Genomic DNA, 12,149 nt, shown 5'->3' on the forward strand with positions numbered 1-12,149 from the left:
GAAAGAATTTCACCGCAACGTGACTTCCGGTTGAGCGTCGCTTCTGGCAGTAATTCAGAAAACACGAACATGCCGGCCATGCTGGCGGGACCAGAAATATGTCCTCTCGGAAACCATTGCTGCTGGCTGTTGCCGGGCTGGCGGTATCGATGCTCGCAACCGCGGCTCAGGCGAAGGAGCCGGTGCGACCCCTCGGGGTCGTGGAGCTGTTCACCAGCCAGGGCAACAAATCCTGCCCACCTGCCGATCGTTACCTGGCGGAGATCGCCGCCAAGGGTGATGTGATCGCGCTCGCCTACCATGTCGACTATTGGGACTATCTCGGCTGGCAGGATTCGCTCGCGCGCAAGGAGAACACCGAGCGTCAATACGGCTACATGCGCTCCTTCAAGGGTCGTTCCGTCTATACACCGCAAGCGGTCATCAACGGCCGCGCCGACGTCAACGGCGCCAGCCGCGAAGCCATCAGCGGCGCCCTGACCAGGCTGAACAAGACTGGCGAAGGCATGCGGATCGACATCACGGTGACCAACACCGGTGACGGCATCTCGATCGAGGCCGGTAATGCGCCCAGCGATGCCGCCGGCATTCCGGTAAAGGCGCATGTCGTCATCGTCTATTTCAATCCACCGCAGGTCGTGAATGTCGGCAACGGCGAAAACAACGGCCGCAAGATGACTTACTGGAACGCCGTTTCCAATGTCCAGACCGCCGGCATGTGGTACGGCAAGGCACAGCGCTACGATCTGCCGGCCAGCGAGATCGCCAAGGCGGCCGGTTCCGCCGTGCTGTTGCAGTCGGTCGGCCGCGATGGGGAACTCGGCCCGATCATCGGCGCGTCCTTCATCCGCAGGCCATCCGTCTGATCGCGGCCAGGTCGGTTAAAGACCTCAATTTTCTGGGACCATGTCACCGTGTCACGGTGCGACCATCACGCCGTGACCGACGATTGCTACCTTGCCACCCACCTTTACGGATGTGACGTTGTCTGGTGTCCCATACGGCTCGACAATGAGTTCGCTCGGTCGTCCTGCAAAGCGTCCCTGGTTCAGCGTGAAGGCTTTTCCCGATTGGGCGCCACAATAACGAAGGCAATAAGCGCCAATGGTTCCCGCTGCGCTTCCCGTGGCGATATCCTCGATGATGCCGTCATTGTTCCAATGGCGTATTTCGCAGGCTGCCCGGTCGAGGAGCACGGCGAATTGAGCACCCCGGGCGGCGAGGAATCCGCTGATGTCAGCCTTGATCCTGGCTCGGGCCAGCACTTGCGGACCCACAGGTACGATCAGATAGCGCAGGCCGGTGCTTATGACGGCCGGTGGCAGTGTTGGATCGAGATCGGCAAAGCTCAGGCCAAAAGCCGCGGCGATCTCGTCAGACGTCGCGACCTCGCCGAAGAACTGGGCCGGACCTTGATCGAGCAAACCGAAATAACCCGAGCCATTTCGCTGCGTGACAACCGTGACGCTCTTGTCGGCGAGGTTGAATGTCCATCGCTGGTCTTCCTCGCGCTCCGCTGTTTCGTGCAGAGCAGCCGCCGCGCCGATGATGGGGTGGCCGGCGAAGGGCAGTTCCTCGATCAGGTCGAAAACGCGGGCGCGATAGGTCCGGGCGTCCGCCGCGGCTTCCAGGAAGATGGCTTCGAAATGCCGGAGCTCGCGGGTGATCGTCTGCATCTGATCGGCGTTCAGGCCGGCGCTGTCGAGAAACACCGGCAGGCTGTTGCCGGCGTAGGCGTGAGGTGCGAACACGTCGACATGCAGATAGGACAGCACGGATAACCTCCGTTAGAGATTGCTGGCGAGATCGTTGGTGAAGCGAGCGATCTCCTCTTCGTTGCGCCGGTAAAAGGTCCAGCCTTTCCTGCGCGTTGCAATCAGCAGGCCACAGTCGGTCAAAAGGGTCAGATGGCGTGAGGCGGTTGCCGCGGCGATTTCGAGTTTGTCGCGCAGAAAGTCCGCGCAGACACCGTCGAGCACGAGATCGCCATCCTCCTGCGGGGGGAAGTTTGCAACGGGATCCTTGAGGTAGTCCAGCACAGCCAGCCGCACCGGGCTGGCAAGTGCCTTCAAAGCTGTAAGACGGTGCCTGGATGAATCATTTGCTTCGTTATTTCGCATAAATACGAAATACATACAGCGAGCGCCACGAGTCAAGGCGCTGCGATGGTCGGGCAGCCCGCGACATCGCAAACGTAACGTGATTGTCGGCCTGCTTTGCCAAGGATATCTGTCGCAGGCCCGGTCGAAATGGGTGTTAAAATGTAAAAACCGACGTCAGTTCAGGCCCGACGCCGGTTGGAAACATCCAGATTGTCGCTGCGACTTTCCTGATTGAAAGCCGAGGTTGGTTCGATCCGACTCAGACCCGTGGGCGGGGGGCTTGGGGTTTACGAGCCAGTGCCGGACCGAACCGTCTCAGGCAACACCCGCAAGTTCGTCGGACATTGGGGCGACAACGCGGATAAAAGACGGCGAGAATGTGGCAAGGAATCACCAATTCCAACACATCGTTCGCAAATGTGAGTAGACGTGCGCTCCATTGGTGACGGCTGCTGACGTCGTGAACAGATTCGTGTGCGCCCTTGCAATTGCGATCCGAAAGCGCGACCCTGTTGCCAGCAAACGATTCAGCCTGAGGACAAAGGCATGATGGACCGTGGTGGCGGGACGGAGGATGGGGAAGCATCCGCAATACTGATCCCGCTACACGAGGCACGACGCGAGCGCCTCGATATGCCGGTCGCCTTCGAGCGACGTGAACTCGATCTCATTCTCCGCCTGTACGGGCGCATGGTTGCAGCCAATGAATGGCGTGACTATGCCATCGATCATCTTGCCGACCGGGCGGTTTTTTCCGTCTATCGTCGTGCATCGGAAGTGCCCTTGTTCCAGATCATCAAGGATCCGAATCTCGCGCGGCGCCAGGGTGCCTTTGCCGTTGTCGCTGCGGGCGGCCGTATTCTGAAACGTGGCCATGAACTTGCCCGCGTGCTTGGCATCTTCGACACCAAGCTCAAGCTGGTAAAGGCTTGAAAGCCTGAGTTATCAAGCGGTTGCCAGAGCTTAGCCTTGCCGGAATTTCCGCTCCGGCAACGATGCCGGGTCCGGCGGGAGCGTAGCGCCGCCGTTCAGTTCGAGCTGCATGAACACCGTATCCAGCCAGCGCTCGTGCTTGTAGCCCGAGCCGACGAGGCGTCCGGAGTGACCGAAGCCGAGCTTCTCGTGCAGCTTCACCGAGGCGCTTTCGGGGTGGCCGTCACCGATCACGGCGATAATCTGGCGGAAGCCCAGCGCCCGCGCCGCCTCGATCAGCTGTTCCATCAGGCGCCGTCCGACGCCCCTGCCCTTCGCTTCGGGCGCGACATAGACGGAATCCTCGACGATGAAACGGTAGGCCTGACGTGGCCGGAATGCGCCGGCATAGGCGTAACCGAGAATGGTCCCGTCCGAATCAGTTGCAACCAGATAGGGAAAGCCGCCGGCCCGCAGTGATTCGTAGCGTGCGCCCATCTCCTCCCTGCCCGGGGGGACAAGTTCGTAAGACGCCGTGCCATTGTCGACGGCGTCTGCATAGATTTCGGTTATCCGGTCGAGGTCGGCTGGTTCCGCATCGCGGATCGTCAAGTTGCTCATTTATTATGCACTCGTATCTACTGCCTTCAATAACAGCAAATCCGCGTTCAAAAGAAAAGGGCGGCCGTTGGGCCGCCCCTTCGATTTCGCTGGTCCAGCGCGTCGGTTAGCGACGATCACCCATGAACTGCAGCAGGAACATGAACATGTTGATGAAGTCGAGATAGAGCTGCAAAGCACCCATGATGGCCTTGCGGCCAGCGACGAGGGTGTCGTCGTTCTCGTAATACATTTCCTTGATCTTCTGGGTATCGTAGGCGGTGAGGCCGGCGAACACCAGCACGCCGATCGCCGAGACGGCGAAGGACAGCGCGGAGGACTGCAGGAAGATGTTGATCACGGAGGCGATGATCAGACCGAACACGCCCATGATCAGGAACGAGCCCATCGCGGTCAGGTCACGCTTGGTGGTGTAGCCGTAGAGCGACAGCGCACCGAAGGCGGCCGCGGTGGCAAAGAAGGTCTGAGCGATCGACGCCGTCGTGTAGACGAGGAAGATCGACGACAGCGACAGACCGACCAGGCCGGCATAGATCCAGAAGGTGGTCTGCGCGGCTGAAACGCTCATCGACTGCACGCGGAACGACAGGAAGAACACCGCGGCAAGCGGAGCGAGGATGACGACCCAGCGCAGCGGCGAAGCGAAGATGGCGTAACCGAACGAAGTCAGCATGTCACCGCTCGGCAGCGTTGCGACGGCCGAGGCAGGGTCGCTCGTGGTGGCCAGCATCACGGTGCCAACGGCGGCAAGGCCGGTGATCAGCAGGCCAAGGCCCATAAGGTTGTAAACCTTGAGCATATAAGCGCGCAGGCCTTCGTCGATGCCGGCGTCGGCACGGGTTCCAGCCGGCACGCTACGCGTTTGATAGTTGCGGAAGTCAGACATGGATTCCTCTGTTGCTCTGCCCCGTCGGGTGTCCGGTTCCTCGAACGAAACCCAGGCGCCGCTGGCGGGGCTCCAGCATGCCTGCTCGAAATATGAGGGTTATTGCCGGCAAGAACAAGACCGTAACGGCCTGCAACGCTTCGTGAGCGGCCAGGACGCGCCGTTTTTAACCAAAACAGGCCATTTCTTACCGAAAATTAATCAAAAGCGCCCAGCTGACGGCCCCCTGCGTCAAAGGCTGCGCAATACGGGAGCTGCCTTCTGTCCGAGAATTCGCCACGTGCCGATGAGGCCGATGCCGACGGTGACGACCAGCGAGAGCACGATCGTGCCGATCGCTACTTCGGGCAGGAAAGTCCACGGTAGCGTCATGACATTCGAGATGACGAACCAGGCCGCGATGCCACCGGCAAAAAGGGCGAAGATGGCGGTGGCAAGCCCGATCAGCATGTATTCAAGCGAAAAGGCAGAGATCAGCGTACGCCGTGTCGCGCCCAGGGTCTTCAGCACCACCGCGTCATGCACGCGCGCCCGGTTGCCGGCAGCCAGCGCACCCGCCAGCACGAGCACGGAGGCGATGAGCGCCACGCCAGCCGCGGCGCGGATCGCGGTTCCGATCTGGCCGACCAGCTGATTGACGACGTCGAGCGCGTCCTTGACCCGGACGGTCGTCACCGTCGGATAGGCGCGGGTCACGGCATTGAGCAGGCGAGCGTCATCGGTAACGGTTGCCGATTTGTCAGACAGCGTGGCCAGCCAGGAATGCGGCGCGCCGGCGAAGGTGTTGGGCGAGAACACCATGACAAAATTGATGCCCATGCTTTCCCATTGCACGCGGCGGAAGCTGGAAATCCTGGCCGTGATGTTGCGGCCGAGCACATTGACAGTCACCGTGTCGTCGAGCTTCAGTCCAAGCGCCTTGGCCTCGTCGGCCGAGAAGGAAACCAGCGGTTCGCCCCGATAATCGGCCGGCCACCAACTACCTTCGATCAGCGTGGCGTTCTCGGGCTTGGCAGGAGCATAGGTGACGCCTCGGTCACCCCTCAGAACCCAGGCCGCTTCGGGTGGCACCTTGACCTTGTCGACGGGGACACCGTTCAACGCCATGAGCCGGCCCCGCAACATCGGCACCCTGGCCAGCGTACCGGAAGGAGCTTCCTTGCCGACCAGGGCGGCGAAGGCATCGACATCGGCTGCCTGGATATCGACGAAGAAGAAATTGGGCGCGCGCTCGGGCAGGTTGCCGCCGATCTGGCGCCGCAGATTGCCGTCGATCAGCGCCAGCGTCACCAGGAGGGTCAGTCCCAGGCCCAGCGACAGAACGACCGAAGGCGTCAACGCGCCCGGCCGATGGATGTTGCCGACCGCAAGCCGCAGCGCCGTCGAACGCACACGTGGGCTCTTCCTGGCGATGAACTGGACGAGCGTGCTCACAACGCGCAGCACGAGGAACGAAAATACCGTCGCGCCCACGAAGATAGCGGCAATGCGGCGATCATTGGCCATGAAGATCGCCAGCGTTGCCAATGCGATTGCAATGGCAAGCGCTATCACGACGTAGGGCAGCCTCGGCAGGCCACGGCTTTCGAAGCCCATTTCCCGAAACAGGGCTGTTGCTGGCACGTCACGGGCACGGCCGAGCGGCAGCAGTGCGAAGACAAGCGTCACCATCAGACCGAACAGTGCCGCAAGGGCGAGCGAACCGGGATAAAAACCACCTTCCGCAGGCACCGGAATGACGGACTGCAGTGCCGTGCTCGCGGCAAAGGGCATCGCTGCCCCGAGCAGCAGGCCGGCAACGATGCCAAGCCCTGAAATCATCAGGATCTGAACCAGGTAGACGAAGAAGACGAAGCCGCCGGAAGCGCCCAGGCTCTTGAAGGTGGCAATCACCGCACGCTTGCCGTCGAGATAGGCGCGCACGGCGTTGGCGACGCCAACGCCGCCGACCACAAGCGCCGTCAGGCCAACCAGGGTCAGGAACTGTGAGAAACGCTCGATGTTGGATGACAGAGCAGGTGCCGCATTGGTGCGGTTGCGGATGGACCAGCCCGCTTCGGGGAATCGCTCGGTCGCCTGCCGGCGAACGGTTTCGATGTCGGCTTCGCCAGCACTCCCGGGCAGGCGCACCTTGTAGGCGTTTTCAACCAGGCTGCCCGGCTGAACCAGACCAGAGGCCTGGAGGCCGTCGCGGGAGATGAGCAGGCGTGGCGCGAAGCCGAAACCATCGGAGACGGCGTCCGGCTCGCCGATCAGCCTGGCGCGCAATTCGAACGTGGCGTTGCCAAGTTTGACGCGGTCGCCGAGCTTCAGATGAAGCCGTTCAAACAGCAGGTCAGGTGCCGCGGCGCCGAAGACATCGCCAGACTGTCCAAGCAGCGCCGCGTGCGCGAGGGGCGGTTCGGTCTGCAGCGCACCATAGAGCGGATAGGCGTCGTCAACCGCCTTGGCCTCGACCAGTGCCTGGTCGGAGCCGTCCGGCAGGCGTGCCATCGAACGCATGCCGGAGCTTTCCGACACCGCGCCAAGTCCATCAAGAAACGCCCGTTCCGCCGGGCTTGCTTCGCGCTGGTTCAACTGGAAGCGGATGTCGCCCCCGAGCAGCGCCTGGCCCTGGGTCGCGACGCCATCCGAAATGGAACGCGCCACCGAATTGACCCCGCCGATAGCCGCAACGCCGAGCGCAATGCAAGCGAGGAAGATGAGAAAGCCGGACAGGCCGCCACGCATCTCGCGCAGTGAAAACCGGATGGCCAGGGCCAGGGTTCGGGCCGGTGAAATCGTCTGGGTCGCTGCGTTGCCTGGCATCCGTTCGTTCTCAGGCCACGATCTTGGCTGGAGCGGCGTCAATCTCGATGCGGCCGGAGCGCATCGCCACCTGCCGGGAGCAGCGAGCCGCCAGGGAAGGGTCGTGGGTGACCAGAACCAGCGTCATGGCGCGCTCGGCAGCCTTGGCGAAAAGCAGATCGGCCACCTGCTTGCCGGTGGCCTGATCGAGATTGCCGGTGGGTTCATCGCAGATCAGGATGCGCGGCGAGGGGGCCAGTGCCCGCGCGATCGCAACACGTTGCTGTTCGCCGCCCGAAAGCTCGCCCGGGTAATGGGTGACACGGTCGGCAAGGCCCACAGCTGCCAGTTCCCGCGCGGCAACCCCAAAAGGATCGGCCGCGCCCGCGAGTTCGAGTGGAACGGCAACGTTTTCAAGCGCGGTCATGTTGGGGATGAGGTGGAAGGACTGGAAGACGATGCCGACATTGCGACCTCGAAACGCCGCGATCTGGTCTTCGCTCTTTCCATTCAGCACCTGGCCGGCGATGCGCACCTCGCCTGCGTCCACACGTTCCAGTCCGGCCAGAACCATCAGCAGCGTGGACTTGCCGGAACCGGACGGCCCGACGATGCCGGTGGTTTCGCCCGCTGCGACATCGAGACTGATGCCCTTGAGCACGTTCACCGAGGAAGCACCCTCGCCGAGGGTCAGGGAAACGTCCTTCAGCTGAATAGCGGCTTCAGTCAAAGCAAAACTGTCCTATATGGAGGGAACGTGGGCGGAGTTGCCCCGGTGATATGGGTTCTGCCGCATGGCTTTCAAACATCTGGCTGCTTTTGTCGCGCTTTTCCTTGCATTCGGACAGACTTCACCCGTTCGGGCCGAACAAGTCCAGATCGTCGGATTCGGTGACAGCCTTACCGCGGGCTTCGGCCTGGCCCCCGGCGAAGGCTTCACCGACCGGCTGCAGGTGGCATTGCGCGCCAAGGGTTATGACGTCGCCGTCGCCAACGCCGGCGTTTCGGGTGATACCTCGAGCGGCGGTCTGGCCCGGCTCGACTGGTCGGTTCCTGACGGCACGAGCCTGGTTATCCTCGAACTCGGCGCAAACGACATGCTGCGCGGCATCGATCCGCAGATGGTCGAGGACAATCTGGACAAAATGCTGGCACGGCTGAAGGAGCGCAAAATTCCAGTCCTGCTCGCCGGCATGGTGGCTGCCCCCAATCTCGGCCACGCCTATGGCGAGGCCTTCGGCACGCTCTATCCTCGGCTGGCGAAAAAATACGAGGTGCCGTTCTACCCGTTCTTCCTGGACGGAGTCGCCGGCAACCCTGCCTTGCAGCTGGAAGACAAGATGCATCCCAATGCAAAGGGCATCGACGTGATCGTCGAGCGAATCCTTCCGGATGTCGAAAAAGCGATCAAGGCGTTGCCCGCGAAGTCCTGAGCCGGCTGCCCGATCGATGGGCTGCGTCAGTGTGTCCGGAAAATAAACCCCTTGCTCCCGCCGCTTTTCAGTGATTCGCTGTGATTCGAGAGTTCGATTCGAGGACAGGAGGCTTGCCATGCCACGTCTTTTCACGGCCCTCGAAATTCCGCGTGATGCGGCGCTTTCGCTCTCCCTGCTCAGGGGCGGCTTGCCCGGCGCCCGATGGATCGATGTCGAAAACTACCATCTGACGTTGCGCTTCATCGGTGATGTCGAAGGTCATGTCGCCGATGAAGTCGCCAATGCGCTCGACCGCATCGAACGCCCGTCCTTCTCGCTGACCCTCTGTGGTGTTGGCGCTTTCGGCCAGAAAAAGCCGCATGCTGTATGGGCAGGCGTCATTCCGTCCCCCGATCTCAACATGCTGCAGGCCGATATCGACCGTGTCTGCAAACGCCTTGGCGTACCCACCGATCCGCGCAAGTTCACGCCACATGTGACACTGGCAAGGCTACGCAATTCCAGCCCGCTGGAGGTCGCCGGTTATCTCTCCGCACGCGGCAATTTCGCGGCCCTGCCGTTCAGGGTCGGCCGCTTCGTGCTGATGTCCTCACGCGATTCCGTTGGTGGCGGCCCCTACATCGTCGAGGAGGCATGGCCGCTGTCGGATGCCGCCACGCGCCCGTCCAACCGAGTGGCGATGGCCTCCGACGCGTCGCGGATCATGCGGTAGACCGAGGCAAAACCTTCCGCTCCACCATAATAGGGGTCCGGCACTTCGCGGCCGCGATCACCGGCGTATTCCAGGAACAGATGGATGCGTTCGCGTGCGTCGTGCGGTGCCATCGCCTTGAGATCGGCGACGTTCGACCGGTCCATGCCGAAGATCAGATCGAAGCGCGAAAAATCGTCGAGAGCGACCTTGCGTGCCTTCTGGCTGGAGATATCAATGCCATGACGGGCAGCGATTTCGACCGAGCGCGGATCGGGTGCTGAGCCGGCGTGCCACCCGCCCGTGCCGGCCGAATCCAGGAGAAAGCGATGTTCCAGCTCACGCGTGGTCAGGACATCCCTGAAAACGCCTTCCGCGAGCGGTGAGCGGCAGATGTTGCCGAGGCAGACGAAAAGGATCGATTTTGGGGGTTCCACGCGCATCCGACGCTACGGTATCCTCTGTCAATTCTGATGCATGTCGCGCATCGGGTTTTTTGCGCATGTCGTCATCGCAAGACCGTTTGCACTGTTGCACGACATGCTTAACCGGGAAAGCACGGAAGCAAGCCATGGCGAGAGAGAAATTGGACGGACAGGCCGTAGCGGCGCTTCTGGCCGGGCTCGAGAGCTGGACCCTTGCCGCCGATGGGAAGTCGATCCGTCGCAGGTTCGAATTCAAGAATTTTTCAGAAGCCTTCGCCTTCATGACCCGATCGGCGCTGGCAGCGGAAAAACTGGATCATCATCCCGACTGGTCGAATGTCTACAAGACCGTTGATGTCACGTTGAACACACACGATGTCGGCGGACTGACGGCGCTCGACTTCGAACTGGCCAAGAAGATGGACCGCTTCGCGGGCAGCTGAGCCGGTTGCATCTTGCGATGGATCGCAGAGGTCACCACATTTCGTGGCGAAGCGAGGCAGCATCTGCTGCTTCACGAGGGAAACCACCATGGTGCAAGGCAGCAACTACGAGTTCCTCGGGCCCGATGGCAAGGTCATCGGCGAGGACAACGTGCGCGCGAAGTTCTGGCGCACCGCCAAGAAGGCGGCGCGCCAGGTTCCATTCATGGAAGACGTCGTAGCGGCCTACTATTGCGCCCTGGACAAGGAAACGCCGTACAAGGTCAAGGCGATCCTGCTCGGCGCGCTGGCCTATTTCGTGCTGCCGGTGGATGCCATCCCCGATATCGTCGCGGGCATCGGCTTCACTGACGACGTTGCGGTGCTGACGGCGGCGATCACCGCCGTACGCGCCCATATTACGCCCGCTCACAAACTCGCGGCGCGCAAGGCAATCGCCGAACAGGACTGACGCGGCGTCACCGCATGGTGTGGTCAATGCGGTCCCCGTCGGGGTAATCCAGTCAAATTCTTGCCGTTTTCCTGCTCTCCAAGTCGACGCCGGGACACCATGTTGTCGCCTGAAGGGTTGGCTACGGCATGGAATTGGCGGCGGTTTCCGAAGGTCATGCTCTTTTCGATGGAAAGTTCACCCTTTGGTAACCCAGATTAAATCAAACTAAAGCGAACCGGCGGGCGGGGGTCCGCCTGGCGCCGCACCGTATGGAATACAGGGAATAAGATGCGCGGATTGATCCTCACAGCCACCAGTCTGGTCTTGCTTGCCGTTGCCTCGCCGGCGCTGGCACAGCAGGCGACCAAGATCGGCCAGCACAACGCCTGGGGCACCTACAGCTACAAGGCGCAGACCGGCAAGGTGTGCTACGTGTTGACCGTTCCGACCGACAAGCAGCCGCCGACGCTGGACCATGGCGACATGTTCTTCTTTGTCAGCCAGCGCCCGGGCCAGCAGGTCTCCTACGAGCCGCAGTTCATTGCGGGCTACGAGTTCCAGAAGAACTCGAAGGCCACTGTCACCATCGACAACAAGTCTTTCTCGATGTTCACACGCGGCAAATCGGCCTGGGTCGAAAACGCCGCCGAGGAGCCGGTGCTGATCGCGGCGATGAAGACCGGCAAGGATATGAAAGTCACCGCCAAGTCCGGTCGCGGCAATCCGACATCCTACGTCTTCTCGCTGAAAGGCATTTCTGCAGCGCTGCAATCGATCGCGACGTGCAAATAGGGACCTGATACCCCGACATTTCGACAGCGGGCCGGGTCGATATCCGGCCCTTTCTGTTTTTCAAACGCGAGAAACTTCCCGATGATGCGCATCGTTGTCGACGAGGCAGGTGAACATCTCGATGCGGCAGCGCGGATCTGGGCCGAGGCGACCAGCCGGCGCGACAATGACAAGGACGTGCCGTCGCTCGAATTGTCGCGCCCGATCATCAAGCGCGTGCTGGAAATCTCGGAGCGTTCATTCCTGCTGATGGTTTTCGAGGACGCCGACGGCGGCCGGCCGGTCGCCTTCACGGCGGTGGCACCCGTTCCCGGGGACGAAGACATGGCCGAACTGCACTACCTCGGTGTCGAGCCGCCTTCATGGGGCAGGAGCTACGGCGCCGTGGCACTGGTGGCCACGCAGGATGCCTTGCTCGAACGAGGCTTTGCAGTGGCCAGGCTCTCGGTCTATGTCGACAACCAGCGTGCGGTTCAATTCTACCAACGCGGAGGTTGGCAACCGCATGGAGAGGCGCTGCCACATCCGCGCACCGGCAAGCCGGAGCAGCGATACCGCCTCTTTCTCGATCCTCTCCGGCGGTAAGGACGCGCCATCGTGACGTCACGCCACAGCTGTGAT

15 protein-coding genes are annotated in these 12,149 nt (G+C 61.7%); 8 read left to right on the plus strand and 7 right to left on the minus strand.

Translation table 11 applies throughout. The features are described 5' to 3' along the window. Positions 1-98 precede the first annotated feature (98 nt). Positions 99-866 carry a DUF1223 domain-containing protein gene (locus tag ACFWYE_RS11480; protein ID WP_379111487.1) on the plus strand — a complete coding sequence of 256 codons (768 nt, stop codon included), beginning with the start codon at positions 99-101 and terminating at the stop codon, positions 864-866. A gap of 51 nt (positions 867-917) precedes the next feature. On the opposite strand, the gene ACFWYE_RS11485 is transcribed toward ACFWYE_RS11480, so the two are convergent. Then, entirely contained in the window at positions 918-1,775 is an 858-nt protein-coding gene (locus ACFWYE_RS11485; protein WP_379111489.1) for a PhzF family phenazine biosynthesis protein, read from the minus strand. Between the two features lie 12 nt (positions 1,776-1,787). Next, on the minus strand, positions 1,788-2,072 hold the full coding sequence (locus tag ACFWYE_RS11490) for an ArsR/SmtB family transcription factor (protein ID WP_379111491.1): 285 nt from the start codon (positions 2,070-2,072) through the stop codon (positions 1,788-1,790). 576 nt (positions 2,073-2,648) lie between these two features. Here ACFWYE_RS11490 and ACFWYE_RS11495 point away from each other — a divergent pair. Further along, complete coding sequence (locus tag ACFWYE_RS11495) at positions 2,649-3,035, plus strand: DUF2794 domain-containing protein (protein WP_379065290.1); 387 nt, start codon at positions 2,649-2,651, stop codon at positions 3,033-3,035. Positions 3,036-3,065: 30 nt separating this feature from the next. On the opposite strand, the gene ACFWYE_RS11500 is transcribed toward ACFWYE_RS11495, so the two are convergent. From ACFWYE_RS11500 to ACFWYE_RS11515, 4 genes are all read right to left on the minus strand, one after another. Beyond that, positions 3,066-3,635 carry a GNAT family N-acetyltransferase gene (locus tag ACFWYE_RS11500; RefSeq protein WP_379111493.1) on the minus strand — a complete coding sequence of 190 codons (570 nt, stop codon included), beginning with the start codon at positions 3,633-3,635 and terminating at the stop codon, positions 3,066-3,068. A gap of 106 nt (positions 3,636-3,741) precedes the next feature. Beyond that, the gene (locus ACFWYE_RS11505) at positions 3,742-4,521 is read right to left on the minus strand and encodes a Bax inhibitor-1/YccA family protein (protein ID WP_129412460.1); all 780 of its coding nucleotides are present in this window, start codon (positions 4,519-4,521) and stop codon (positions 3,742-3,744) included. A gap of 231 nt (positions 4,522-4,752) precedes the next feature. After that, entirely contained in the window at positions 4,753-7,302 is a 2,550-nt protein-coding gene (locus tag ACFWYE_RS11510; protein ID WP_379111957.1) for an ABC transporter permease, read from the minus strand. Positions 7,303-7,339: 37 nt separating this feature from the next. Beyond that, positions 7,340-8,038, minus strand: a complete 699-nt coding sequence (locus tag ACFWYE_RS11515; protein ID WP_379065294.1) for an ABC transporter ATP-binding protein — start codon at positions 8,036-8,038, stop codon at positions 7,340-7,342. Positions 8,039-8,102: 64 nt separating this feature from the next. Here ACFWYE_RS11515 and ACFWYE_RS11520 point away from each other — a divergent pair, with 64 nt between their 5' ends. Then, a complete protein-coding gene (locus tag ACFWYE_RS11520) occupies positions 8,103-8,741 on the plus strand; it encodes an arylesterase (protein ID WP_379065296.1) in 639 nt (212 codons plus the stop codon). A 118-nt stretch (positions 8,742-8,859) separates the two neighbouring features. Further along, positions 8,860-9,456 carry an RNA 2',3'-cyclic phosphodiesterase gene (gene thpR, locus ACFWYE_RS11525; RefSeq protein WP_379065298.1) on the plus strand — a complete coding sequence of 199 codons (597 nt, stop codon included), beginning with the start codon at positions 8,860-8,862 and terminating at the stop codon, positions 9,454-9,456. On the opposite strand, the gene ACFWYE_RS11530 is transcribed toward thpR, so the two are convergent. Then, a complete protein-coding gene (locus ACFWYE_RS11530) occupies positions 9,360-9,878 on the minus strand; it encodes a low molecular weight protein-tyrosine-phosphatase (protein WP_379111495.1) in 519 nt (172 codons plus the stop codon). The two genes, thpR and ACFWYE_RS11530, sit on opposite strands and share 97 nt — an antisense overlap. Positions 9,879-10,006: 128 nt before the next feature. On the opposite strand from ACFWYE_RS11530, the gene ACFWYE_RS11535 reads away from it, so the two are divergent. The 4 genes from ACFWYE_RS11535 (at position 10,007) to ACFWYE_RS11550 (ending at position 12,113) form a co-directional block, all read left to right on the plus strand. Further along, positions 10,007-10,303: a 4a-hydroxytetrahydrobiopterin dehydratase gene (locus ACFWYE_RS11535; RefSeq protein WP_379065302.1), complete on the plus strand. Its 297-nt coding sequence runs from the start codon at positions 10,007-10,009 to the stop codon at positions 10,301-10,303. Between the two features lie 88 nt (positions 10,304-10,391). After that, on the plus strand, positions 10,392-10,754 hold the full coding sequence (locus ACFWYE_RS11540) for a YkvA family protein (protein WP_379065304.1): 363 nt from the start codon (positions 10,392-10,394) through the stop codon (positions 10,752-10,754). Between the two features lie 270 nt (positions 10,755-11,024). Next, entirely contained in the window at positions 11,025-11,528 is a 504-nt protein-coding gene (locus ACFWYE_RS11545; protein WP_379065306.1) for an invasion associated locus B family protein, read from the plus strand. Between the two features lie 81 nt (positions 11,529-11,609). Then, positions 11,610-12,113 carry a GNAT family N-acetyltransferase gene (locus ACFWYE_RS11550; RefSeq protein ID WP_379111497.1) on the plus strand — a complete coding sequence of 168 codons (504 nt, stop codon included), beginning with the start codon at positions 11,610-11,612 and terminating at the stop codon, positions 12,111-12,113. The last annotated feature ends 36 nt before the right edge of the window (positions 12,114-12,149 follow it).

It is taken from the genome of Mesorhizobium sp. NPDC059025, assembly GCF_042739655.1.
Taxonomy (GTDB): domain Bacteria; phylum Pseudomonadota; class Alphaproteobacteria; order Rhizobiales; family Rhizobiaceae; genus Mesorhizobium.